19 protein-coding genes are annotated in these 24,364 nt (G+C 62.3%); 7 read left to right on the top strand and 12 right to left on the bottom strand.

The features are described from left to right. Positions 1–310: 310 nt before the first annotated feature. The 4 genes from KF712_20125 to KF712_20140 form a co-directional block, all read right to left on the bottom strand. Positions 311–1,903 carry a class I tRNA ligase family protein gene (locus KF712_20125; GenBank protein MBX3743304.1) on the bottom strand — a complete coding sequence of 531 codons (1,593 nt, stop codon included), beginning with the start codon at positions 1,901–1,903 and terminating at the stop codon, positions 311–313. Between the two features lie 27 nt (positions 1,904–1,930). Further along, positions 1,931–2,275 carry a tetratricopeptide repeat protein gene (locus KF712_20130; protein ID MBX3743305.1) on the bottom strand — a complete coding sequence of 115 codons (345 nt, stop codon included), beginning with the start codon at positions 2,273–2,275 and terminating at the stop codon, positions 1,931–1,933. Between the two features lie 34 nt (positions 2,276–2,309). Next, positions 2,310–3,971 carry a SurA N-terminal domain-containing protein gene (locus KF712_20135; GenBank protein MBX3743306.1) on the bottom strand — a complete coding sequence of 554 codons (1,662 nt, stop codon included), beginning with the start codon at positions 3,969–3,971 and terminating at the stop codon, positions 2,310–2,312. 104 nt (positions 3,972–4,075) lie between these two features. After that, positions 4,076–4,831, bottom strand: coding sequence for a hypothetical protein (locus tag KF712_20140; protein MBX3743307.1), 756 nt, complete (start codon positions 4,829–4,831; stop codon positions 4,076–4,078). Between the two features lie 2 nt (positions 4,832–4,833). Here KF712_20140 and KF712_20145 point away from each other — a divergent pair, with 2 nt between their 5' ends. Continuing rightward, positions 4,834–5,454 (top strand): hypothetical protein, encoded by a 621-nt coding sequence (locus KF712_20145; GenBank protein MBX3743308.1) that lies wholly within the window; start codon positions 4,834–4,836, stop codon positions 5,452–5,454. A gap of 109 nt (positions 5,455–5,563) precedes the next feature. On the opposite strand, the gene KF712_20150 is transcribed toward KF712_20145, so the two are convergent. The 3 genes from KF712_20150 to KF712_20160 form a co-directional block, all read right to left on the bottom strand. Further along, on the bottom strand, positions 5,564–6,178 hold the full coding sequence (locus tag KF712_20150) for an RDD family protein (GenBank protein MBX3743309.1): 615 nt from the start codon (positions 6,176–6,178) through the stop codon (positions 5,564–5,566). Between the two features lie 85 nt (positions 6,179–6,263). Beyond that, positions 6,264–7,217 (bottom strand): PEP-CTERM sorting domain-containing protein, encoded by a 954-nt coding sequence (locus KF712_20155; GenBank protein ID MBX3743310.1) that lies wholly within the window; start codon positions 7,215–7,217, stop codon positions 6,264–6,266. A 190-nt stretch (positions 7,218–7,407) separates the two neighbouring features. Continuing rightward, positions 7,408–8,613, bottom strand: coding sequence for a hypothetical protein (locus tag KF712_20160; GenBank protein MBX3743311.1), 1,206 nt, complete (start codon positions 8,611–8,613; stop codon positions 7,408–7,410). A 259-nt stretch (positions 8,614–8,872) separates the two neighbouring features. Between KF712_20160 and KF712_20165 the strand changes: the two genes are divergently transcribed. Continuing rightward, positions 8,873–10,735, top strand: a complete 1,863-nt coding sequence (locus tag KF712_20165) for an acyl-CoA thioesterase (protein MBX3743312.1) — start codon at positions 8,873–8,875, stop codon at positions 10,733–10,735. 157 nt (positions 10,736–10,892) lie between these two features. Here KF712_20165 and KF712_20170 read toward each other — a convergent pair whose 3' ends face one another. The 4 genes from KF712_20170 to ispD form a co-directional block, all read right to left on the bottom strand. Then, positions 10,893–12,131, bottom strand: a complete 1,239-nt coding sequence (locus KF712_20170; GenBank protein ID MBX3743313.1) for a 4-hydroxy-3-methylbut-2-enyl diphosphate reductase — start codon at positions 12,129–12,131, stop codon at positions 10,893–10,895. A gap of 38 nt (positions 12,132–12,169) precedes the next feature. Next, positions 12,170–12,868, bottom strand: a complete 699-nt coding sequence (locus tag KF712_20175) for a TIGR02206 family membrane protein (protein ID MBX3743314.1) — start codon at positions 12,866–12,868, stop codon at positions 12,170–12,172. A 198-nt stretch (positions 12,869–13,066) separates the two neighbouring features. Further along, positions 13,067–14,302, bottom strand: a complete 1,236-nt coding sequence (locus KF712_20180) for an insulinase family protein (GenBank protein MBX3743315.1) — start codon at positions 14,300–14,302, stop codon at positions 13,067–13,069. 359 nt (positions 14,303–14,661) lie between these two features. After that, entirely contained in the window at positions 14,662–15,342 is a 681-nt protein-coding gene (ispD, locus tag KF712_20185; GenBank protein ID MBX3743316.1) for a 2-C-methyl-D-erythritol 4-phosphate cytidylyltransferase, read from the bottom strand. A gap of 278 nt (positions 15,343–15,620) precedes the next feature. Here ispD and KF712_20190 point away from each other — a divergent pair, with 278 nt between their 5' ends. From KF712_20190 to KF712_20210, 5 genes are all read left to right on the top strand, one after another. Beyond that, the gene (locus KF712_20190; GenBank protein ID MBX3743317.1) at positions 15,621–16,193 is read left to right on the top strand and encodes a sigma-70 family RNA polymerase sigma factor; all 573 of its coding nucleotides are present in this window, start codon (positions 15,621–15,623) and stop codon (positions 16,191–16,193) included. Beyond that, positions 16,190–17,725 (top strand): FecR domain-containing protein, encoded by a 1,536-nt coding sequence (locus KF712_20195; protein MBX3743318.1) that lies wholly within the window; start codon positions 16,190–16,192, stop codon positions 17,723–17,725. Before KF712_20190 ends, KF712_20195 begins: the two co-directional genes overlap by 4 nt. Positions 17,726–17,937: 212 nt before the next feature. After that, on the top strand, positions 17,938–20,343 hold the full coding sequence (locus KF712_20200) for a hypothetical protein (protein ID MBX3743319.1): 2,406 nt from the start codon (positions 17,938–17,940) through the stop codon (positions 20,341–20,343). A 77-nt stretch (positions 20,344–20,420) separates the two neighbouring features. After that, positions 20,421–21,194 (top strand): hypothetical protein, encoded by a 774-nt coding sequence (locus KF712_20205; protein ID MBX3743320.1) that lies wholly within the window; start codon positions 20,421–20,423, stop codon positions 21,192–21,194. A 52-nt stretch (positions 21,195–21,246) separates the two neighbouring features. After that, a complete protein-coding gene (locus tag KF712_20210) occupies positions 21,247–23,655 on the top strand; it encodes a hypothetical protein (GenBank protein MBX3743321.1) in 2,409 nt (802 codons plus the stop codon). Here KF712_20210 and KF712_20215 read toward each other — a convergent pair. Continuing rightward, a complete protein-coding gene (locus KF712_20215; GenBank protein ID MBX3743322.1) occupies positions 23,646–24,191 on the bottom strand; it encodes a bifunctional (p)ppGpp synthetase/guanosine-3',5'-bis(diphosphate) 3'-pyrophosphohydrolase in 546 nt (181 codons plus the stop codon). The genes KF712_20210 and KF712_20215 overlap by 10 nt on opposite strands. Positions 24,192–24,364: the final 173 nt, after the last annotated feature.

A 24,364-nucleotide genomic window follows, 5' to 3' on the forward strand; every position in this document is an offset into this window, starting at 1 on the left:
TTATCCTGAACAATGCGGAGTTCATCCTATTCAATCTTCAGGATATCGTCAAAATTTAAACAGATTGATAATTTAGATATGAATAATGCTTGGTTTCCCGATTGTGGGGCTATCAGTCACCTGCGCCCTCAGCCCGTGGTGGTGCCGGGGGGGGGAAGTCGGTGAGCCTGAACTCCTGGATTCCCGGGTTCCCCAGCGGCCCCGGCGCTTCGTAGAGCGAAATCCAATGCCTTCAAGGATTGGAACGGGTATCAGAACTGGACCGCATCTTAATCATGCGCGACCAATCGATACCCGGAGGTCCGGTTGGTCATTCCTGCTCCGCGATGGCGATGCGTGGGAAAACCGGCTTGGGTTTGCCGATGGCGTGTCCATCCGGGATGAGGCCCCATGACAGGTCCGGAAGCTTGATGGACTCCAGACCGGGCAGGGAAAGCTGGGCTGCGAGCTTGGCGGAGGCATCCGGCAGCACCGGAGCCAACAGGACGGCGGCATGGGCCACGCTTTCCGCCAGATGGTAAAGCACGGTGGCGATCCTCGCCTTCAGCGCGGGGTCGTTGCTCGTCTTCCATTCCTTGTTCATCTCCCATGGCTTCATCCGTTCCGCATAGCCGTTGCAGTGGACGACATGGCGGTTGATGGCCTCCAGGCCACGGGAAATGTCGTAGTCGTCCATGGCGGCACGGTAATCCGCCAGTGAGGTGGCGAGGGAATCGCGCAGCGCCAGATCATCCGCGGTCAATTCCCCGGTGGTGGTGATGATGCCGCCGGTGAAGTTCTGGCTCATGTTCAGCGCGCGGTTGCAGAGGTTGCCCAGCGCGTTCGCCAGCTCCGTGTTGAAGAGCATCAGCAGGCGCTCCGGATCGAACTCCGAGTCCTTGCCGGTGGTGATGTCGCGGACCAGATAGTAACGGACGGCATCCACGCCGAACTTGTCCACGAGTTCGGACGGATCGACGATGTTGCCGAGCGACTTGGACATTTTCTCGCCGCGCAGGCCGTTCCAGAAGCCGTGGACGAGCAGTTGCGGGATCTTGTCGTCCGGGAAGCCCATGGCGTGGAGCATGATGGGCCAATAGATGCCGTGGGCGGGGACGAGGATGTCCTTGCCGATGATGTGGAGGGCGCGGCGGTCATTCTCCATCCAGAGCTTGTTGAAGTCCGGCAGGGTGCCGTCCTCCGAGCAGTATCCGGCGAAGGAGATGTAGTTGATGAGCGCGTCGAACCAGACGTAGGTCACGTATTCCGGGTCGAAGGGGAACTCGATGCCCCAGCGGAGGCGCGCCTTCGGGCGGGAAACGCAGAGGTCGAGGCCGGGAGAACGCTCCAGGGCGTTGAGCACCTCATTGCGGCGGAAGCCGGGCAGGACGAAGTCCGCCGTTCCGCCGATGAACGACTTCAACCACTCCGCGTGGTCACTCAGGCGGAAATACCAGTTCTCTTCCTCGATTTCGATGACCTCACCCCATTCCGGGCCGAACCCGCCCTGCTCGTTGCGGTCGCGGTCGGTGAGGAACTGCTCCTGGCGGACGGAGTAGAGGTCTTTCTTGGAGTTCTTGTAGAGCTGGCCGTTGTCCTTGAGCCGGGTGAGGATGGCACCGACGCAGGCCTTGTGGCGGTCGTCGATGGTTTCCGCCCAGCCATCATACTGGACGCCCAGTTTCTCCCACAGGTTGGAGAACTTCTTGGTCGTGCGTTTGACGTAGGTGGCGGGGTGGACGCCTTCTTTTTCCGCGGTCTGCTGCACCTTCTGCCCATGCTGGTCCACGCCGGTGAGGAAATACACCTCATCCCCGCTCAGGCGGCGGTAGCGGGCGATGACATCCGCCAGCACTTTCTCATAGGCGTGGCCGAAATGGGGCGAGCCGTTGGTGTAGTCGATGGCGGTGGTGAGGTAGAACATGGTCGGGAATGATCGGGTGGGTGGAAATCAGGCGTCGCGGACGACTTTGCCGCCCAGGGAGAGGATGCGGGCATTGCCCTTGGCCGCTTCCGCTTCCGGGATGTTGCCGTCCCGGACATACATCTGGGAAAGGCCGGTCCAGGCGAGCAGGTCGTTCGGCTTCAGGGTCACGGCCTGCAGGCCGCAGCCGATCGCCTCCTTGGTCTGGCCGGTCTTCAGCAGCGCCATGGCCAGCGCGTGCCAGCCGTCGAAGAAGCCGGGATCGAGCGCGACACAGCGGCGGTAAAGCACGATGGCCTCCTCGAGTTCACCCAGGGCGAGATGACCGTTGGCTTCGTCGAAGAGTTCTTCGGATTCGGAGTTCCCTTGCATCGGCTCTGTCCGGCGGTGGCCGCCGGAAGGCGGGTTACTGCTTGGCGTAGAGGTCCTCCACCTTGGCGGCTTCGGTTTCCGCGGCGAGCCAGGAGTGGAAGGCGGCGAAGGCGTTGCCGGCGGCGCTGTTGGACACCTCGGCATCCAGGCGGGCGGCGGCGTTCTCTTCCTTGACGACTTCACGCTTCACCACATGCACGATGAACGCGCGGTCGGATTCGACGATGGTGTTGGTGAGGGCGCCGGGATCGGTCGCGCGGGCTTCCTCAAAGAGGCTCTGGGGCTCGCTGAGTGCATCCGCACGGTAGGAGCGGGTCACGTTTGCGACCGTCTTCACTTCGTTGATGCCCGCATCCTTTGCGGCGTCCGCGAAGGATTTCTTCGCGGCCAGGCCTTCCTTGATCTTGGTGGAGGCGTCCGCTGCGGCGGCTTTCAGCGCTTCGACGCCTTTTTCCAGGATATACTGGGCACGGGCATCCGCACGGGCTTCCGCGTAGGTCTTCACCCGGGAGGCTTCCTCGCCGTCGATGCGGGCGACCAGCCACTGGCCCTCCCCGATCGCGATGGGTTCGGAAACGCGGGAGACGGCATCCTTGCCGGCCGTCATGCGGAAAAGGAGATCCACCGCCTTGCCTCCCTGGCTGGAGGAACGGAGGTCGATGTTCAGATCCGCCGGGGGGGTGCTGAGTGGGAAGAGTTCGGTCGTCTTGACTTCCCAGCCGTTCTTTTTGGCGAGGTCCTCGAAGCCGGCGCCGTGTTGCTCCATCAGGGAGAAGCTGAAGTCATCGACCAGGCCATCCACCTTGTTCTGGTTCACGCGGCGTGCCTCGGCGGTCTTCGCGGCGGCGGCGGCTTTCTTGTCATCCTCCGCTTTCTTGGCGGCGGCTTTCGCTTCTTCCGTCGCGTCGGCGGGCAGTGGGGCGGCGGGTGCCTCGGGAGCTGTCTCGGCGGTGGCTTCCGGGGTCACGATCACGTAGGTGAATTTCTTGAGCGGCTCCGTCTTGAAGGAGTCCTGGATGCCTTCCCAGTAGGCTTTGATCTCCTCTTCCTTCGGGTCGATCTTGTCCTGATAGGTATCGAGGTCCAGACGGCCGAGTTCGACGGTGATCTGCTGGGAATCCAGGGCGGATTCACGGGCGATCGCGTCGCGGTCGGTGCTGAGGCCGGCGCTGAGGATCGACTGGAGCTTCTGCGCGACGATGGCGTCGGAAACGATGTCCCGCAGGTCATGCTCCGCGAGGCCCAGGCGGTTCATCCCGCCCTCGACGAATTTTCCGTAGATCTCCGGATCGAAGCTGCCGTCCTGGCCGCTGAACGCGCGCATTTTCCGGATGTAGCTGGAGACTTCCTCATCGTCCGGGTGGAGGCCGAACTTGTCCTTCGCCTGTTGCAGGAGCACGCGGTTGATGAAGAGTTGCTTCGGGATGTCATCCCCGCCGCCGCGTCCGAAAAGTGGCATGAACGCCTGGTAAAGCCCGAAGTCGCCGGCCCGTGCGATGCCGATGATGGTTTCATAGCTTCCGGAACCCAGGCGGCGGTAGTCCTTTTCACTGTAGTTGCGGCCGTCGATCCGCATCACGGTGGGTGAACCGATCGATCCCTGCATGGATTGGGTGTCCATGAAGAAGAAACTGATGAAGACGACCACCAGGACGACGATCGTCAGGCCAGAGTATTTGCGGATTTGCTCGATCATGAAATTGCGGGGCTTCCCCGTGAACGGGGCGAGTAAAGAGGGGGAAAAGCTGCCGGGCAATGGAAGAATTGCGAGGCTGGAATGAGAATTTTCCGGGATTTTTCTCAGGGACCGGCGGCCTGGGAGAGAATTACCTGCCAGATTTTGGAGGGGTCCGGGTGCTCCTCCCCGGGATCCAGGATGGCGGCCAGCCGCTGCCAGGTGCCGGAGAGCGGCTTTTCCGGGGAATCCAGCATCGTGAGGCTGAAAATGACCAGACACTCCCCTTCACCCCGCAGGACGATGGCGTCCCCGTCAGCTTCCACGTCCGACTCGAACGGAATCACACGGACATAAGCTTTCGCGGGAGCATGGTCGGCGGAAGCCCACAGCAGTTCGTTGCGCCCGGAAGGGGTGGTTTTTCCGTCGCGGGTGGAGGTCAGGGTGGTCCTGAAGGCGATGGCTCCCGGCTGGTCCGCCACGATATGGACAAAAAATGCCTCCGGAGTGGCCAGAATGGTGCGGGTGATGCCGGTCTTCCCCAGGCGGTGGGTGGAGGTGATGATCCGCCGTTTCTTCGTCACCGCCACCTCGAATCCCTCGGGAGCGGGCGTTTGGTTCAGCCAGTCGATCCTCAGGGTGGCGAGTGGCGCGGTTTCGGCGAAGGCCTCCTCCTCCCTTCCTTCCGGCGGCAGGCCGGGTGCTGGCAAGGGATAGCCGCTCAGGGCGGTGGCGGCAGGAGCATCCTCCACCCGGGCGGCTTTCGTCCCTTGCGCCAACAGCAGCGGCGCTGCGGTGGCGGGGTGGAGCAGGGAGAGGAAAATGAACAGGAACCGGAGCATGCGGGCTTGATCGTCCAGGGAAGTGTTGGATTCTCCCATGAATGACCGGATTCTTCAACCTCATGCTGATCACCCTTGGTTGTGCGGCCACCGCGACGGCGCAGACCAAGCCTCTCGCTGAAAAGGAAAAGTGGAGCTACGGCGACCCGGCCGCCTGGGAATGGACGGGCGCGGGGGATGATGCGGTGCTTTCCCTGAAGAAGCAGTCGGAGTTCAAGCCGAAGGTCCGCAGCCCCTTCAATCTCGCATGGTTCAGCGGTGGACAGTGGGATTCGTTCACCCTCACCGCGGAAGTGAGGCTGGACCTTTTCAACAAGGGCAACAACGACGTCTGCATCGCTTTTTCCAAACAGAGCGACACGAAGTTCTACTACGCCCACCTCGGGGAAAAGGCGGATGCGGTGCATCTCCAGCTCCACCTGGTCAATGACGCGGACCGCAAGGCGATCACCACGCAAGGTGCGGAGACCCTCCCATGGAAGCCGGAAGCCTGGCATCAGGTGAAGGTGGTGAGAAACGCCGCGGACGGCACCATCAAGGTCTGGTTCGATGGCCGGGAGGTCTTGGCCGCCACCGACAAGACGCTCGGCAAAGGGGCCATCGGCCTCGGTTCATTCGATGACCTCGGGTCGTTCCGCAACGTCCGCATCGTGGGAGAGTAAGGAGGGAAGACACTCTTGTCTTCCGACGGCATTGGCAAACAAAGGAGGAGAAGTTTTCAGGGAAGGAAAACGGATAGTTGAAGGGTTTTCTCTACGAGCCTGCCCGCTTTCATTTTCCATCTCTACTTTGCGGCTTTGCGGTGATTCTCCGATCTTTCCAATGCCGCCGGAGGACAGGAGTGTCCCCCCTCGGCAGCACCGCCACCTGCACCACTTTCGTCCCGGCGATGTAGTCATGGAAACACCGCCTCGGGCGGGCGAAGATGATGATGATGCCCGCCAGATAGATATACGGCCCGGCGGTGGGTATGGTTTCCAGCAGCAGCGGGACGAGCGTGCGGAGCAGAAGGAGCGCTTCCATCCGGGGCTTCTTTCCCTCCATGGTGACGATTTTGATGCCCAGTAGCTTTTTGCCAATGGTCTGCCCGTTTTTCGCCAGAAGATAACCTTGGACTCCGGCGAAGATGAAGAACGCCACCATGGTTTCGATGAACCCGCTCCAGAAGTCGGACTCCGCCATTTGCCAGAACCAATCCCCGGGGATGCCAAGCAGGTAATTCCCCGCAACCATTCCCACCGCGAACAGCAAGGCGCTGATGATGATGGCGTCGATGATGGCCGCCCCCAAGCGGTCCCCCAGCGGAGCCAGTTCCTGAGCGGGCACCTCCTCCTCAGGCAGTGACGGGTCACTGGCAGGAGGTTGGTAGGGGTTTCCGGTAATCATCGCGGGAGGTGCATGATCATGCACAACCCGGACAGGGGATGACAAATGGGGAATGAAGGCGGAAGGCCTGCGGGATGTGGAAAGTTCACCGCCGCCGGCGATGCAGGAAACCGAAGGCACCCAGGGAGGCGAGCAGTGCTGAGGACGGTTCCGGAATGAGGGGGACCACCGCTTCCAGGGTGGAACCGTAGCGCAGTTCGTCGAAGGCACCGCTGTTGCCGGAGGTGACCACCTGGAAAAAATCATCTGCATCCGCCCCCAGGGTAGGGGTGCCGGTGGTGGCATTGCGGGAAACCCGGACGGAGATCTGGTCCGCTTCCGTGCCCACCGGGGTGTCATTCAGGTAGCCCTCCCAGTTGGATGACGCCGTCATGGCCGCGAACTGGGAGAGGGTGAGGGCATAGAGGGTGCCGGTGCCATTGGAGGTGGCGAGGTTGCCCCCGATGTTCGTGAACGAGGAAATCACGATGTAGGTGGTGTCGGTGATGAGGCCGGTCGAGGCGTTCAGGGTCGGGCTGCCGTAGGCGCTGCCATAGGCGATGCCGGCATTGAGGGAACTGCCGCTCCGTGAATCCGCGAAGGAGTTGAGCCTCGATCCGGTGTCGTCGTTGATGTTGTCGCTGATCCTGGTCACGAAGCCATGGGAGGCGCTTGTCCCCTTGGCGGAGAAGTTGATCAGGAAACTGCTGTAGAGCGTTCCGGTGAATGAAGAGGTGAGTGAGGACCGCGCGGAAAGGACGCTGGTGGTCGTGCCGAACCGCATCGATCCACCGGAGGTGGCCAGGTTGCCGAAGGTGAGGCCGCTTTCCGAATAAGTGAGGTTCGCGTGTCCTGATCCGCCGAAGTTCGTCGAGGTGTCGAGGCCGGTGGTGTTGGCGTTGGGTGTCGTGCCGGCGGCGAAGCCCGAACCTGCGGTGTAGCCGTTGAAACCTTCATGGATCAAAAGCGCGGCATGCACCTGGCAACCGGTGGAGAGGAGCGCCGCGAAGATGATCCGGCGGAAGGTGGAGACAAGGGGGCTGGGTTTCGGAGCGACCACGGCGGATAGGTTTTTGGGTTATAGCGGTTTATGCCGTGATGCTGGATGGGCGCAATGGAATGTGGATATGGGATATAGCAATGTGGATATGTCATTCATCCACAGGGTATTCAATCGGCCATCATGAAGGAGGGGCGGGTCCGCCCGGGCGGACGCCGGGAACCGCCGGGAGCCAGGGAGGAAATGATCCTCAGCGGCCGGCTTCCAACCAGGCGGACAGCGACTTTCCGAGTGCTTTCCCGTAGTCCTGAAGCCCTTGGTGGGTGATGAAATCCCCCTCTCCGGAGCGGCGTCCGTCTTTCCAGTTGCCCACCTCCATGATCAGGGTGAGGGCGTGCGGCTCGTGAGCGGTCCAGTTCCCGATGGCATAGTTCCGGGCGAGCGTGGGCTTTGTCGGTACGGGAATGATGGCGTCCGCCGCCCAGTGGTTGGCAGCCTTCATGCCAGCGGTCACCTGACCGTAGAGCGCTGCGAATTTCCTCGCGTTGGCCTTCATCGGTTCCGGTTCCGGTTCATACCAGTGGTTCACGTCCCCGAAGAAAGGGCTATGGATGTCGATGAAGGCCAGAAGCCCCCGGCCGCGGGTCCTGGTTGTCTCATCCAGGAATGAGATCGTCGAACGGACCGCATTCCAGTGAGGGGTTCCGGTCCATGTGCGGTTGAAATCGACCGGCTTCTGGTCCTTGCCCGCAGCCCCTTCAAAGACCGAATCCACGTCCATGATGGGGACGATGTGAACGATGCATTGTCGGCGCAGTTCCGCGGCGCCGTCACCCAGCATCCACCATGCGAAGGCATCCGCAACATGACTGGAGTGGCTCTCGAAAGCATGCTGGCGTGCCTGCACCCAGACCGTCTTCTTCCCCTCGTCCGGAGTACCCGCGTCCGTGATGCGCAGCATCTTCACCGGCCTGCCTGCCTCGCTGGTGCAGAGTTCGCCCACGGTGACGTGCTCCCGCCCTTTCATGTTCTCCGCAAGGGCCAGGCTGTCGCTGTAGGTGTAGGGGATGTTCCGGGCGATCCAGACCGACTCATTCTGGAAAACCTGCCTGAACGGGGAGCTCACCTGGCCGAAGCGGTGCCAGGTTTTTCTGTCATAGGAATAAACCGGGTGGGATGAGCCTCCGACGGCGTCCTGGTTTTCCACCACGATCTCGATCTCCCTGCCTTTCTCCACCCCGGTCAGATGGACATGCCACCAGATGTTCCTGCTTTCACGGATACGGTGGGGCGAGAAAACGATCTGCCCGCGCAGGGTGTCGATCTGTCCGGGCAGGCCGTTGCCGTTCTCGAAATCACTGGTCATTGCCAGCTCCCCTGACAGCGGCAGGGCGGCCATCAGGGAGGAGAAGATCAGGCAGAGTGCTCCGCGTGGGCTGGTGGGCGGTTTCAACATTGACGACGGGACATGGGTTGAACGTCGGAAAAGCGGAGTATGATGGTTCATCGTGCGCAGTCCATGGGGGTGATGTCACACTTTCGGGGGATAAGCTGGAGGACTGACCTCCTTGCGGTGGTCCGCGCCATCCATCGGTTGCTTTTCGAGGATGGCGGGTTGCGGCGGTTCAATCTCGGCTTGCCGTTGCGGGCATTAGGGGTTCCCTTGTCCGGAGATGAATTTCCGTTGGCTGAATGCGATCCTTTGGGGGAATTCCGTGGCTCTGTCATGGATGTGGGGGCTGGGGCTGTTTTTCAGCGTCCAGATGACCTTCATGTTCGGCCTCCAGGGTCTGCTGACCTTCGCCATCCCGAATGCGGTGGGTCTGGCCCTGTTCGGCGTGCTTACCCAGATCGTGGCGAAGCGGCACGGCGGTGGCCAGGAGTCGCTGGCGGACTTCTTCGACAAGTTTTCCCGGCCGTTCCGGCTGGCGTTCTATCTCTACCAGATCATCGCCCTGTCCCTGACGGTCTTCGCGCTGGCGAGCTACCTGTTCGTCCCGCTGAATCTGGCCCCCGGGCCGCTGGTGGGCATGTTCCTCTGTCTGGTGGTCTTCGTGGTGCTGGCGGCGGGCTGTCTTTTCGGGGAGGAGTTCGGCATCCAGAAGATCAAGTACGGCCACGCCATGGCGGGTTTCGGCCTGCTCATCTGCATCGGCATCCTGCTTTTCGGGACGGGGGCCGCCACGTCCGGTTCCATCCAGTGGAAATCCCCCTACACCCTGCAGTGGGGCGGTCCCAGCCTGCTTGGCTACACCATCCCGCTGCTGGTCGGCCTGTTGGTCGGGCCGTGGCTGGACCTCCAGCATTGGCAGCGTGCCATCCAGATCCACCGTGAGAAGACCTCCGTCAGCGGCAGCTACATCATCGGCGGCCTGATCTTTTTCCTGCTCCTCCTTTTCCACGGCTTCATGGCCATGTGGGTGATGGGCAAGGGCGCGGAGGCGGTGGCCATGATGAAGGCCGTGGATGGCTTCAACTACGCCCATGACCTGGTCACCCGGTACATGAGTTCCCGTTTCACCGACGGCAGTGTGATCCCGGTGGCCTATTTCTCCTTCCTGATCATCTGTGCGGTCACCACCCTGGATAGTGGCTACGTGGCCCTGAAGTGGTTCCTCGGCAGGAATGTCGAAAGAAGCCAGAACGTGCTCCTTTCCATGGTGCCGAAGCAGTTCATCGCTTCCCCCATCCCCAGCTTCCTGCTCGTCGCCTTCATCACCCTCGCCGGCATCCTGGCGAACTGGCTCTATGGCAAGGCGGACCTGGTGAAGCTGGAATACTTCATGGTGTTCTACGCCTCGTTCTTCGTCGGCTACGCCTCGCTGGCCATCGCCCGTTGCTTCGTGCCGAACTCGCAGCAACCGCTGCCGCAAATCCGCATGTTCTCCATGGCCAGCATGTCCATGGTCATCTTTGCCTTCGGTTACTTCAAGGCGGAGACCTCCCTGCTCATCCTCGGCTCCGTCCTGCCGCTGGCCTACGTCATCTGGCTGGTTGTGAACACCGACCTGCTGCGCGTCGTCACGGAAAAGGCGGGTGAGGTGATGGAAAAAGCCTCCACCTCCGATGTCGCGGCGATCAAGGCCATCGCGAAAACCGTCGCCCCGGCCGCTCCGGTGGCCGCATCCGCCGTGGTCCAGCCCGCGGATGCCCACGCGCTGGGCGGCCACTTCGAGGGCAACTGGTTCGTCTATTCCATGATCGCCACCTACGCGGACACCAACTCCGTGGGGAACGTCTATTTCGGCATGTATGGCATGTATGTGGGCAAGACCCGCGAGCTTTTCTTCGCGAAGGCGATGCCGGACTTCGATCTGAAGACCACCAAGTTCTACATCCTGACCCGCTCGTTCGAGCATAAGTTCGTCCGTGAGGCGCGGGAGTTCGACACCATCACCGTGAAAATCCGCGTGGCGGACTTCAACCGGAAGTTCTGCACGCTGGAACACCAGATCTTCGGCTCCGAAAACCAGCTTCTCGGCAAGGGCCAGCAGAGCCTGCTGTTCGTCTCATCGAAGGACTACAGCCTCCTCGACATCCCGCCGGAGATGCACAAGGCGTTCCTGCCATATCTGTAAAGACAGGGACGCCATTCCATGGCGTCAAGCGGGGTGGATCAACCCCGCTCCAAATGTGACAGTCCCCTGAAAGCGTCCGGTGGTTGCGGAATCGGAAGGATATGGCGGATCTTCCCAGCCGGACGCCATGGAATGGCGTCCCTTCCCTGATTTCTTCTTACGCCACGCTCACCGCCTCACGGCCGATCCCCCGCAACTCGAACACCTTGAAGATCGTCTCCTCGATCAGGTTGTTCGGGCAGGAGGCTCCGGCGGTGATGCCGATGATGGCGGGCGTGTCCCCCGCGAGAATCCGTGAGTAGCTGGTCGTCTCCTCGTGCTTGTGGAGGTCGAAGTGGACGATCTCTTCCAGCGACTTGATGCAGGAGGCATCCCGGATGAAGAAGGTCGGCAGTTCCTTTTCGCCGATCTCGACGAGGTGTTGGGTGTTCGAGCTGTTGTAGCCGCCCACGACCAGGAGCATGTCCATCTTCACCCGCAGCATCTCGAACAGGGCGTCCTGCCGCTCCTGGGTGGCTCCGCAGATGGTGTCGAATACCTGGAAGTTCGCGCCATTGTGGTCGCGCTCGATCACGGCGGCCAGCAGGCGCGTCTGGATCTCCTGCGTCTCGCTTTTCAGCATCGTCGTCTGGTTCGCCACGCCGATGCGCCGGAGGTGGAGGTCCGGATCGAACCCATCGGAGACGGAGTTCCTGAAACGCGCCATGAACTCCTCCCGGTTGCCGTGGCCCTTGATGTAGTCGCCGACGTAGTCGGTGTCCGCCAGCGTCAGCACCACCAGGTAGTGGCCCGTGCCGTCCTCGCCCAGCGCGCGGGACGCGGTGGCGCGGGTTTCCTCATGGTTCGACTTTCCATGGATGATGGAGGTCACGCCGTCCTTCGCGTAGCCGCGGACGCGCCGCCAGACCTTCATCACATCGCCGCAGGTGGTATCCACCACGTAGCAGCCACATTCCTCCACCTTTTTCATGAAGTGGGTGGGCGCGCCGAAGGCGGGGACGATGACCACGTCATCCTCCGTGAGGTCGTCGTAGTCTTCCGTGAGATCCTGCCATGGCAGGGAGACGATGTCCATTTCCCGGAGCTGCCGGTTCACCTCCGGATTGTGGATGATCTCCCCGATGAGGAAGATGCGGTTCTCCGGGAAAACGCGCCGTGAGGCATAGGCCAGGTCGATCGCCCGCTCCACCCCGTAGCAGAAGCCGAATTGCTGGGCGAGCAGCACCGTCGTGTTGCCGATGGTGATCTTTCCTCCGCGGTCCTTCAGCTTCTCCACGATGGAGGAGTGGAAATGCACCGCCACCTCCGCGGCCACGCGCTCCATCACATCCGGGCGGCGGACGTTCACGCGCGGGCGTTTCGATTTCTGGGCGGGATCTGCGGCGGCGTCGCTCATCTGCCCCACCTATAAACCGGGATGGCAGACCGACCAAATCATTTTCCCCGCCGCACCGTGCCCGCGAATGGCAGCGCCAGCAGGAGATAAAGCACCAGCGCGAGGCCCGCCATTGCCAGCAAATACCACGGGTGCGGCCCGAGGTGGTCGATCAGACTCGGATTCGGCGGCGGCCCTGCGGCGAAGCCGAAGTTCGTCCCCAGGATTTTGTTCACCGTCATCGCGAAGGCGAGGTAGCCCAGCGACCATAGGAAAACCTCCACCGGGCTGCGCCACAGTGGCGTTTTCGGCCTCCAGCCTTCCACGATGGGCAGGTAGAAGGCCGTGCCCACGATGACGAAGTGGTGGACGAAAAACATGATGAACGGCCAATGCGGAAAGCCCACGGTGATGGCCGGTGTCAGAAGACCCTGCATGGTGGCGGCCAGTCCCCAGAAATACGTCAGGGTCGCCAGCAGATGGTTCCTCGTCAGCAGCGCGAAGCCCCCGGTGACCGCCGCGATGTCGCAGAGGTGGAAGGGGATCAGGTTGTCCAGACTCTTGTCCGCGCTCAGTGACAGCCACGCCGCCTGCCCCAGCGGGTAGGCCGCCAGATTGGTGAATGCCAGCACCCAGGTGGCGAACAACCGCCGCCGCCCGCCCATCTTCCCGAGCAGGATCAGGATGGCGATGACCACCGCACCAACGAGCACCGCGTAGAAGTGTTCCGGCGTGAAGGGTTGGAAAGCACGTGGCATGAGAGTAAGGAGGGTGGACACTCCTGTCCACCGGCTGCAACAGAAACACAGAGAATATCACCTTTAAAGATCAGACGCAGGTTATAGTAGCAGGAAATCGAGTCAAACCCGCCGATCCGCCTTTTTCCCAGGCTTCACAACGCTTTGAGGAACTGGTTTCCCAATGCCGCCGGAGGACAGGAGTGTCCTCCCTCCTTACTAACCCACCCCGATCTCCGCCATCGCCGGCTGCTGGTCCTTGAAAACCTCGCGGGCAATGCTCCGCACATCTTCATCCGTCACGGACAGGATCTTCCCGCGCCAGGCGGCGGGGGAGGGAATCTCATCGAAATCCAGCAACCCTTCCCCGGCCCATGCCGCGTGGGAGCCGGTGGACTCGAAGGCCAGCTTGCTCTGGGCGATCATCAGCCGCTTCGCGCGGTCCAGTTCGCCGGGGCGTGGACCGTTCTCCACCAGATCCGCGATCTCCCGGTGGATGCACTCCAGCGCTTCCTCCCGCGACTCCGGATCAAGCCCGGCATTCACCTCGAATGATCCGGTTTCGTCGAAAAACGTCACATCGCTGCCGATCTGGTAGCAGAGCCCGCGGTCCTCCCGCAGCTCCAGGAACAGGCGGGAGCTGGAGATTTCACCCAGCATCATGCTCAGCAGGCGCAGCGCGTGGCGGCTCTCCGAGCGTCTGCCCGGCGTGTGCCAGGCCAGCGAAAGCTGGAGCTGGTCGGACTCCCGCAGGTCGGTGATCTTCCGCAGCGGAGCCTCCGCCGCGTCGAAAGGCACGGGCGGCGTGCCGGGGTGGAACTCCGTGGGCAGGTGGGGTGCGAGCATCTCCATCACCTGATCCGCGGTGAACGGACCGGCGGCGGCGATAACGATGTCATCCCGGAAATGATGAAGGTCGCGGAACTTGACCAGCGTTTCCCGGTCGATGGCGTGGATGGATTCCTCGGAGCCGGAGATCGCGTTGCCCAGCGGATGCTCCCCCCATAGCGCGGCGGAGATGAGGTCGCCTATGTGATCGGAGGGGGATTCACGATACATCGTGATTTCCTCGCCGATGACTTCGCGCTCCAGGTCGATCTCCGCTTCGGGAAAGGTCGCGTGCCAGACCATATCCGACAGCACATCCACCAGCACCGGCATCAGGTCCGCCTCGCCGCGGCCCTCATAGACCGTCTGGTCCTCGGAGGTGCAGGCATTGATCTGCCCGCCCGCATCCTCGATCTCGTAGCTGATCTGCTTCGCGGTGCGTCGCGCGGTACCCTTGAAAACCATGTGCTCCACGAAGTGGGCCAGCCCAGCTGGCAGCTCCGCCTCATCCCGGCTGCCCGCCGGAATGTAGATGGAAAGCGCGGCGCACTCGGAATCCGCGATGGTCGCCACCGCCAGTCGCGGTCCGCCGGGGATCCGCCGCCACTCGTAAATCGCTTTGCTCATCGTGAAGGTTCGCGGCCTCCCCCGGTTCGTCCGGGGGAGGGCCGCCGAAGGAAACCACGGGGGCCGGGGGAGTCAATGGAAAGTGGGCGGGGGGAGCATGATGGTACCAAGGGGTATGCTGCTGCCAGGCGTGCGCCAGGATGTGGCTGTGGCGTCCCGCCACAGGCCGTGGCGACGGCGTCCCGCCGTCGTTTTCGAGGTGACCAATGACTGATATGCTTCCACAAGCGGAAAGTTATGACGTTCAACCGAATGTCCAAAGAGATGGCTCATGTTCTCCGCGGAAGAATTGCGGCGGGACGCCACAATCACGGCCTGCGGCGGGACGCCGCAGCCACAGTCCAATTCCCCGCAGCACGCTATTGGATCAACGCCTCCGCCAATCCGAGATCCGCAGGCGTTGTGACCTTCAGGTTCGGGTGCCCGGACTCCACGAATTTCACTTTCACTCCCAGTGCTTCCGCGGCGGAGACTTCGTCCGTGATGGTCAGATTCTCCACGGAAACCTTCGCATAGGCCTGTCTCAGAAGGTCGGCTGAGAAAACCTGCGGCGTTTCCATGAACCAGAGGTTCTCCCGCGAAACCGCGCCGGTGCAGAAGGCTTCGTCATCGGACCGTTTCAGGGTTTCCGTCACCCGGCGGGCGAGGGTGGCGGCCCGGTGGGCGGCCGCTTCCGCCACGCAGCGGGCGATGTCATCCGGATGGACCAGCGGGCGCGCGCCATCATGGACGGCGACGAGTTCCGTGCCATCCGGCAGGGCGGCGAGGCCCTGGGCGACGGAGTCCTGCCGGTCCTTCCCGCCATCGACGCGGACGACGGGCTTCGTGAAGCGCGCGGCATCCCCCAGCAGCTCCCAGCGTTCCTCCGGGCAGACGATGATGATGGATGAGATGGCGTCCGCCGTGAGGAAGGCATCCAGCGTCCGCCGCAGCACCGGCACTCCGGCGAGCGGTGCGGACAGCTTGTCGAAGCCCATCCGGCGGCTGGAGCCGGCGGCGACGATGATCGCGGTGCAGATGGAAATGCAGGCGGTGGACACGAGCGGAGTTTCATGGGCTGGCGCGGTGCCGTCCATTTCTTTCCGATTGGGATGACCACTGATTGTACTGATTACACAGATTCAGAATGTCCCGTTCTCCTTTCCCGGGAATCAGTGGAATCAGTGGTCATCCATCCCTCTTGCCTTGAGAGGTTTGAACGGAGGCGATCTTTCCTTGATCCCGCCATGGAAAATGCCGGAGTCTGGAGGCCGGGCGCGGAGCCGGAAAAATTTCCGCCGTCCATGTGTCAATGGACGAGCCTCGTGACAATTTCCCCGTGTCGGACGTTTCCGAATCCACCGAAGAATCCGCGGTCGTCACCGCGGCCCGCGCGGGGGATGCGGAGGCATTCGGCGAGCTGGTCAGGCGCTATGAGCAGAACATCCGCGCCTGTCTGGTCATCCGCCTGAAGAACCCTCACGACGCAGAAGACCTTGCCCAGGACACGTTCATCACCGCTTTCCAGAAGTTCGCGGACTTCGATACGAAGCTCCCGCTCGGGCCGTGGCTGCGTGGCATCGCCTTCAACCTGCTACGGAACTTCCAGAAAAAGAACCGCCCCATCGCCGTCGGCGCGGAAACCGAACTCGCCGGCCTCATCGACGCGAAAATCTCCGAACGCTACGCCCCACTACAGGAAGCCAACCTTTTCTCCATCCTGGACGACTGCATGGAAAAACTCGACCCATCCGCCCGCCAGCTTCTCCATCGCCGTTATCATGACGATGCGGCGGTGCAGGACATCGCGGCGGAGTCGCGGCGCAACCACTCGACCGTAACCATGCAACTCCACCGCCTGCGCACCGCGCTCGCGGAGTGCATCCGCAACCAGACCGCCCCCACGCCATGACCGACTTCGAAACCGAGAAACTGCTGGCTCGCTGGATCGATGGGGACACCCTCACCGATGCGGAACTCGCGTCCCTGAAAGCCACGCTGGAGTCCCGCCCGGACCTGCTGGACGCCGCGGCGGACCAGGTGGTGCTGGACCGCCTGCTGGAGCACCGCGTCGTCGGTCTGGCGGACTTCCCCGGAGAGGTCAGGAGGGAAATGCTCCCTGTCCGCAAGGTGGTGCCCTTTTTCCTGCGGCCGAAGGTATGGGCGGCGGTGGCCACCGTGGCGGTGGCGGGTTGGGTGGCGGACATGGTTTTCCATCCGCTTTCGCAAGGACCGGTGGCGGAGATCACCGGCAGCACCGGTGCGGACGGCATCCCCACGGAAAAATCCTTCCGTAAGGGCGAGATCCTTTCCTTCAGGGAGGGCTTCGTTTCCGTCCGGTTCAAAGACGGTGCGGAGGTCGTCATCGAGGGGGAGGCACAGCTCCAGTTTCTCGGTACGAACCGGGCGAAGCTCCTGAAAGGCAGCGCCGTAGCAAACGTGCCGGAGTCCGCCCACGGCTTCACCATCGACGGCCCGGGAGGAAAGGTGGTCGATATCGGCACCGAGTTCGCCGTGAAAACCGCAGGCGACCAGATGGAGGTTCATGTTCTCAAGGGTGAGGTGGAGGCAAAGGCGCAGGGCCACCGCACCGTCTCGCTGAAGCAGGACAAGGCCGCGCTTCTGGGGAAAAGCGGCGTCGCCAGCCTGGCGATTGCTCCCGGGAATTTCCTCACCTCACTGCCGCCGAAGCATGGCGCCTCACCGGTCGATTACCTCCACTGGGCCTTTGACGAAGGCTCCGGCCTGGAAGTCCGTGCGGATGTCCGCGGCGTGGCGTCCCCGGAGCAGGCGACCGGCACACTCACCTCACTGCCCGGCGGGTCCATCGTGCCGGAGTGGATGGACGGGGTGAACGGTTCCGCCATTTCCTTCAGCGGCCAGGACGACTACATCCAGACGGAGTTCCCCGGCTTCGGTGGATCGTCCGCGCGGACCGTTTCCCTGTGGGTGAAGGTCCCGCAGAACCTGAAAGCGACGGAGGGCTACGCGCTCGTCAGTTGGGGCGCGCACAGTTCCCCGGGCGACACCTGGCAGGTTTCCATCAACCCGGATGAGAAGGACGGCCCGGTGGGCTCCCTGCGGGTGGGCACTCATGAAGGAGAAGTGGTGGGCACCACGGATTTGCGCGACGGAGCATGGCACCATCTGGCCGCCGTGCTTTATGAAGGCCGTCCGGCGAACGTGGCCACGCACATCCTCCTCTACGTGGATGGCCGACTGGAACCCGCGGCGCGGAAAAGCATCCGCAGGATCGATACGGACATCACCGGTCCGCTGGCGCAGCGCGTGGCATTCGGGAAAAATTCCGCCGTGCGCTCCGCCGGTGCGCGCATGCCGAAGCATACCTTCCGCGGCGGCATTGATGAGGTCACCCTCTGCCCCGCCGCCCTCTCCCAGAAGGAGATCCAGGCGCTGATGAAGACCGGGCGGATTGAGCCGTAGCGGAATGGCTCCGATGGTTGGCGCACTGGGACCGCGGAATTCATTCCGCTTGGCTTCGCAAAGAACTGGATTCTCCGGGGCGGAATGAATTCCGCGGTCCAATTTCCAGGGAAGTAGCCTCCACTTTCTCCGAAATTTTTCTCACAGGGATGTGTCATGCCTCATCCAGGCCGACAATTTCATGGTAACCCGAAACCCAACCAAGAAACCCCATGCGTGCCATCAGTTACCTTTTCCTGTCAGCGGCCATCGCCTCCGCGGCTCCCGTCGAGCTTTCCGGAATCTATCCGCACCTTTCCTTTTTCAACGACGAACGGGAGTGCGGCACCGGTGCGGTCGTGCCATGGGGTGACCGCCTGTGGGCCATCACCTACGCGCCGCATTCGCCCAAGGGATCCACGGACAAGCTCTATGAGATCACCAACGACCTGCAACTGATCGTGCGCCAGGAGAGCATCGGGGGCACCCCGGCGAACCGGATGATCCACAAGGAGTCCAACCAGCTTTTCATCGGGCCGTATGCCATCGACAAGAACCGCCATGTACGGACCATCCAGTACTCACGGATGACTGGCAGGCCGACAGGCAACGCACGGCACCTTTTCGACCCCGCCGGAAAGATCTACTACGCCACCATGGAGGAGGGGATCTATGAGGTGGACGTCCACACCCTCAATGTCACCGAACTTTTCCGTGACGAGGAAGTGCCCGGCGACGCCCGCCGCATGGAAATGGCCGGCTACCATGGCAAGGGCCTCTACACCGGTCATGGCCGCCTCATCTACGCCAACAACGGCGAGCGCGGACGCCAGAACCGCTTTCCGGAATCCGCCTCCGGCGCACTCGCAGAGTGGGACGGCAAGGCCGACAAGTGGCACATGGTCCGCCGCAACCAGTTCTGCGAAGTGACCGGCCCGGGCGGCATCTATGGCAATGAAAACCCGGACACCGATCCCATCTGGACCACCGGCTGGGACCACCGCTCCCTTATCCTGATGGTGCTGGACAAGGGTGAGTGGCATTCCTACCGGATGCCGAAAGGCTCCCACTCCTACGACGGCGCGCACGGCCATAACACGGAGTGGCCCCGTATCCGGGAGATCGGGGAGGGGAATGACCTCCTCATGACCATGCACGGGACCTTCTACAAGTTCCCGAAGGATTTCACCCCGGCCAAGTCCGGCGGCATCGTCCCGCGCTCGAACTACCTCAAGGTCATCGGCGACTTTGCCAAGTGGAATGGCCGACTGGTCTTCGGTTGTGACGACACAGCACGGTCGGAGTTCGCCAACGTCCGCCAGGCGAAGGGCAAGATTGCTTCGCCGCAGTCGCAGTCGAACCTCTGGTTCATGGAGCCGGACAAGATCGATGACATCGGGCCGCTGCTCGGTCGTGGCGCGCTGGCGGTCGATGATCCGCTGAAGAAAGGCCAGCCGACCGATCCGTTCCTTTTCTCCGGCTATGACCTGCGTGGCGTCCATCTTTCCCATGACGGGAAGGGGGAGGTCACCTTCGAGTTCGAGGTGGACAAGAACGGCACCGGAAACTGGGAGCCGCTGCTGAAGCTGCCCGTCGGTCCGGCGATGGCGACCTTCCACACCTTCACGGATGACCAGACGGGTGCCTGGGTCCGCGTGAAAGTTTCCGAGGATGTGGCGAAGGGGAACATCTCCTTCATCTTCCGCGACAAGGATCCAAGGACGGAAAAGAGCGATGCGATTTTCAATGGAATCGCCGCCGCGGGATCAAAGGATCTCACCGGCGGCCTCGTCCGGGCGCGTGACGGGGAAAAGCGTGACCTCGCTTTCGCCGCGGTCTCCCCGGACGGCAAGGACATCGGTTTCTACCTGCTCAACGAGAAGCTGGAACTCGTCCGTACGGAGAACCCGCAGGAGCTGGACTTCCACAAGAAGAACACCGTCATCCCCACCGGCATGCTGACGGAGGATGCGGCGTCCGTGATCTTCTCCGATGACGAGGGCAAGAAGTGGCGCCTGCCGAAGAATGCGGGAGGCTACGAAAACGGCGGCACCTTCGGCGGCAACCGGATCGCCCGGGAGGTGGCCACGGAGCGTGACCTTTTCAATGCCTACGGCACTTTCTATGAACTGCCATCGCGCAATGCGGGCAGCTTCTCACGGGTCCGCCCGGTCGCCACTCACAACCGCGCGGTGCATGACTTCTGCTCCTACCGCGGGCTGTTCGTCGCCTCCGGTGTCGCCACCGACGCGCCCGGTGACAACAAGCACATCATCCGCTCCGATGACGGCAAGGCCGCCCTGTGGGCCGGAAATGTGGACGACCTCTGGAAGCTCGGGAAACCCCGCGGCAAGGGCGGTCCATGGAAAGACACCTCCGCCAAGCGCGGCGAGCCATCCGATCCCTACCTGATGACCGCGTATGACAAAAAGACGCTCACGCTCACCGCTGACAAGGACATCATCATCCGCATGGAGGTGGACATCGCCGGTAACGGAACCTGGGTGAACCACAAGCGTTTCGAGGTGAAGGCCGGTCAGCCGCTGGAGCATGTGTTCCCGGAGGCATTCTCCGCCTACTGGTGCCGCTTTACCACCAGCGCGGATGCAAAGGTGACCGCCCAACTGGCGTATGAGTGACGTTTGAAAAAAATAAGTGATGCCTGTGTCAAAGCGGGCATCACGTCACAATTCCAAGGCACAAACCCTCGAATCCCATGCGCTCCATCATCCAGATCGCCGCTATGTCGGCCTTGCTTTCAGGCCCGTTGTTCGCCGTCACGACGGTGATTTCGGACAATTTCGACAGTGGCACCGCCAGCGCGGATTGGTATCGCAACAGCGCGGTGAACATTGTTCCGGGCGGTCCCGGTGCCTCGGTGAACTACGCCCACCTGCTGGCGGGGGCCGACGTGGTCACCTCGGGCCTCGGTGACCAGATTGGGATGGCGGACAATTTCGTCATCGATTTCTATTTCCGCGTCCAGGCCTCCTCGAACCGCCAGTTGAACCTGAGCGTGTCCACGGTGTCCGTCAACCCGAGTCCGGGGGATGCGACCGTCAACCTCCGGATCCAGGGCAACACGTTCGCCGTGTACCGCCCGAGCGATACGACATGGGTTGCGGTCGGAGGCTTGGGGAGCGTGACTCCCGGCACGTGGTACCGCATGCAGTTCGAAGGTGTGGGCTGGGGAAGCGCGGGGGCCAGCTACACTTTGCGCCTTTCTGGTGCCGGTGGGGATACCCTTACCAACGAGGTCACCGGGCTGACGACGATCCAGAACGGGTCGATCACGGGTAACACCACCTATGGTGGAAATGTCTACAATGGCACCGCGCGTTCGTTCCTGTTCAGCACCACCTACGGGACCAATCCGGGCTTCGATATCGATAACGTCGTCGTGACCGGCAACCTGATTCCGGAGCCTTCCGCCGTTGCGTTCCTCGGCGCGGCGTCTCTCGTTGGTCTCAGCCGCCGCCGCAGGGCCTGATGGGCATCACACGCCTCATTTTCCAATCCTCTCAAATCCAAACCACGAATAAATGCGTATCTTCAGCTATCTGTTCCTCAGTGCGGCCCTTGCGACCGCGGCTCCCCGGGAAATCTCCGGCATCTACCCGAGCCTCGCCTACTTCAACCAGGAAGGTGAGTGCGGCACCGGCGCGGTCGTGCCATGGGCGGACCGCCTGTGGGTCGTCACCTATGCGCCGCACAAGCCCGGCGGATCCTCTGACAAGCTCTATGAGATCACCCCGGACCTGGAGCTGATCATCCGTCCGGAGAGCATCGGCGGCACCCCGGCGAACCGGATGATCCACAAGGAGTCCAACCAGCTTTTCATCGGACCCCATGCCATCGACGGCGAGGGCAAGGTCAGGACCATCCCTTACAAGACGATGCACGGCCGCCCGACCGGTAATGCCCGCCACCTCTTCGACCCGGCTGGCAAGATCTACCAGGCGACCATGGAGGAGGGCATCTATGAGGTGGATGTGAAATCGCTCGAGGTGAAGGAACTCTGGCGGGATACCCATGTCAAAAGCGACTCACGGCTGGCCGATCTTCCCGGCTATCACGGGAAAGGCCTTTACTCCGGCCAAGGTGTGCTGGTTTACGCGAACAACGGTGAATATGGCAACGCGGCCCACACCAAGCCTGAAACCCCGTCCGGCGTCCTCGCGGAGTGGGACGGAAAGGCGGACAAATGGAAGATCGTCCGCCGCAACCAGTTCACCGAAGTCACCGGACCAGGCGGCATCACCGGCAATCCGGATGCCGCCAACGACCCCATCTGGGCCGTCGGCTGGGACCATCGCTCCCTCATCCTCATGTGCCGCTACAAGGGTGAATGGCACTCCTACCGCCTGCCGAAGGGTTCCCACTCCTATGACGGAGCCCACGGTTGGAACACCGAGTGGCCGCGCATCCGCGAGATCGGCGAGGGCAACGACCTGCTCATGACCATGCACGGGACCTTTTGGAAATTCCCGGTCACCTTCACCCCGGAGAATTCCGCGGGCATCGCGCCACGTTCCAACTACCTCAAGGTCATCGGTGACTTCACGAAGTGGAACGACCGCATCGTCTTCGGCTGCGATGACACCGCCGCCGCCGAGTTCCTCAACACCCGCAAGGCGAAGGGCAAAATCGCCGCTCCGCAGTCGCAGTCGAACCTGTGGTTCGTCGATCCGGCGAAACTCGACCAGCTCGGCGTTGTCATCGGACGTGGCGCGGTGTGGGCGAACGAGCCTGTGAAAGCGGGCGAGGCGTCGGATCCCTACATGTTCAGCGGCTACGACCACCGCGGCCTGCACCTGACGCAGGACGGGGACAAGGAAGTCGTCGTGGAACTGGAAGTGGACAAAGCCGGCAATGGCAAGTGGGAGCCTCTTGCGAAGCTGACCATCCCGGCCGGGAAGGAGCTTTTCCATGCCTTCACCAAGGAGCAGACCGGCACCTGGGTGCGCCTGAAGGCGTCCGCCGACATCAAGAAGGCGAACGCCGTCTTCACCTACCGCAACGAGGACAAGCGCACCGAGGCCCAGGACGCCGCCTTCACGGGCATCGGCAAGCCGGGCGAAACCTCCGTCACCGGTGGTCTGGTCCGCGCCCTGCCGAAGGACCGCAAGGTGCTCGGCTTCTCCGCCGCCACCCCGGACGGTTCGGACATCGGCTACTATGAACTGGATGCCGACCTGAAGCTGGTGAAGAAGGATGACGCGGAAGCCCTCGCCTACCAGAAGGAGCACACCGCCATCCCCGCGAACGTGCTGACCAGCGACGCCGCCTCCGTCATTTTCGTCGATGACGACGGCAAGAAATGGCGTCTGCCAAAGGGTGATCCGGGCTTCGAAAAAGGCGGCACCTTCGGCAACTACCGCGTGGCCCGTGAGGTGGCGACGGAGCGTGACCTGTTCAACTCGAACGGCACCTTCTTCGAACTGCCCGCCCGCAACGCCGGTGGCTTCTCCCGCGTCCGCCCCGTGGCCACGCACAACCTGATGGTGCATGACTTCTGCTCCTACCGCGGTCTGTTCGTGATCTCCGGCGTCTCCACGGATGCCCCGGCGGACACCGGCCGCATCATCAAGTCCGACGATGGCAAAACCTCCCTCTGGGTCGGTGCCATCGATGACATCTGGAAGCTGGGCAAGCCACGCGGTGAAGGTGGTCCATGGAAAGACACCGCGGTCAAGGCGGGCGAGGTTTCCGATCCCTACCTGATGACCGCCTATGACAAGAAGTCGCTCACCCTGTCCTCGGACAAGGACGCGACGGTCACCATCGAGGTGGACATCTCCGGCAACGGATCATGGGTTGTCACGGACAAGGTGGACGTGAAATCCGGCACCGCCTACAGCCATGAGTTCCCTGCGGAATTTTCCGCCTACTGGATCCGCTTCACTTCGGACAAGGACGCGAAGGCGACCGCCCAACTGAGCTACCGCTGATCCTCCTCCGGGAGTCTCTCCAGGCCCTCGCGCAGCACCGAAAGGACGCCTGCGTCGAGGGCTTCATTATGCCCCAGCAGTCCGGCGACGACTTTCTCCGCCCATTCGAAATACTCCCTTTGCCGTTGCAGCGGCCAGTCCGCGGGCGGGTCCTCCACCAGCGTGCGCAGGTTGCAGGTTTTGTCCGCCAGCTTGATCTGCTTCGCGCCGGGGCTTTTGTGTGGTGCGTTCACGATCTGCAGCCGCTTCCTTTCCAGTTTCGGCAGGCTCTTGTCATCCGTGCACTCCATCACCAGAGAGGCCACGTTTTCCCCGAATAATCCGGCGATCTCTTCCCGCGTGGTGTCCGTGTCCTCCACCGTGTCATGAAGCAGCGCGGCGATAAGGATGTCCTCATCCGTCACCCCGCCGACCGAGGAAAGGTGCTCCGCCACCTCGATCGGGTGGTTGATGTAGGGAGCGGCCGCCGCGTTCTTCCGCCGCTGGCCGATGTGTTTCGTGGCGGCGAATGATGCCGCCTGGAGGATCCTGTTCATATCCTGAAGCTCTATCAGGGTTGGTGGGGATGTCATGCTTTTCGCTGTTCGTAGCGGCATGGCTGCGCCATGACGGCTGGGTGGACGGATGCGTCGCTGCGATTCCGGTTGGTGATGGATGGCACCTTTTTCAGTGCGGAGCCGTGGGAAAGAGAACGGATTTTCCCCGCCGT

This window comes from Akkermansiaceae bacterium (assembly GCA_019634595.1).
Classification (GTDB): Bacteria; Verrucomicrobiota; Verrucomicrobiia; order Verrucomicrobiales; family Akkermansiaceae; genus Luteolibacter.

Excerpts from the sequence above, each read along its gene's own strand:
- KF712_20170 (MBX3743313.1), bottom strand. The coding sequence starts at position 12,131 with ATGAGCGACGCCGCCGCAGATCCCGCCCAGAAATCGAAACGCCCGCGC.
- KF712_20180 (MBX3743315.1), bottom strand. The coding sequence starts at position 14,302 with ATGAGCAAAGCGATTTACGAGTGGCGGCGGATCCCCGGCGGACCGCGA.
- KF712_20135 (MBX3743306.1), bottom strand. The coding sequence starts at position 3,971 with ATGATCGAGCAAATCCGCAAATACTCTGGCCTGACGATCGTCGTCCTG.
- KF712_20205 (MBX3743320.1), top strand. The coding sequence starts at position 20,421 with ATGCGCTCCATCATCCAGATCGCCGCTATGTCGGCCTTGCTTTCAGGC.
- KF712_20195 (MBX3743318.1), top strand. The coding sequence starts at position 16,190 with ATGACCGACTTCGAAACCGAGAAACTGCTGGCTCGCTGGATCGATGGG.
- KF712_20130 (MBX3743305.1), bottom strand. The coding sequence starts at position 2,275 with ATGCAAGGGAACTCCGAATCCGAAGAACTCTTCGACGAAGCCAACGGT.
- KF712_20150 (MBX3743309.1), bottom strand. The coding sequence starts at position 6,178 with ATGATTACCGGAAACCCCTACCAACCTCCTGCCAGTGACCCGTCACTG.
- KF712_20210 (MBX3743321.1), top strand. The coding sequence starts at position 21,247 with ATGCGTATCTTCAGCTATCTGTTCCTCAGTGCGGCCCTTGCGACCGCG.
- KF712_20160 (MBX3743311.1), bottom strand. The coding sequence starts at position 8,613 with ATGTTGAAACCGCCCACCAGCCCACGCGGAGCACTCTGCCTGATCTTC.
- KF712_20140 (MBX3743307.1), bottom strand. The coding sequence starts at position 4,831 with ATGGGAGAATCCAACACTTCCCTGGACGATCAAGCCCGCATGCTCCGG.
- KF712_20145 (MBX3743308.1), top strand. The coding sequence starts at position 4,834 with ATGACCGGATTCTTCAACCTCATGCTGATCACCCTTGGTTGTGCGGCC.
- KF712_20125 (MBX3743304.1), bottom strand. The coding sequence starts at position 1,903 with ATGTTCTACCTCACCACCGCCATCGACTACACCAACGGCTCGCCCCAT.
- KF712_20200 (MBX3743319.1), top strand. The coding sequence starts at position 17,938 with ATGCGTGCCATCAGTTACCTTTTCCTGTCAGCGGCCATCGCCTCCGCG.
- KF712_20175 (MBX3743314.1), bottom strand. The coding sequence starts at position 12,868 with ATGCCACGTGCTTTCCAACCCTTCACGCCGGAACACTTCTACGCGGTG.
- KF712_20215 (MBX3743322.1), bottom strand. The coding sequence starts at position 24,191 with ATGAACAGGATCCTCCAGGCGGCATCATTCGCCGCCACGAAACACATC.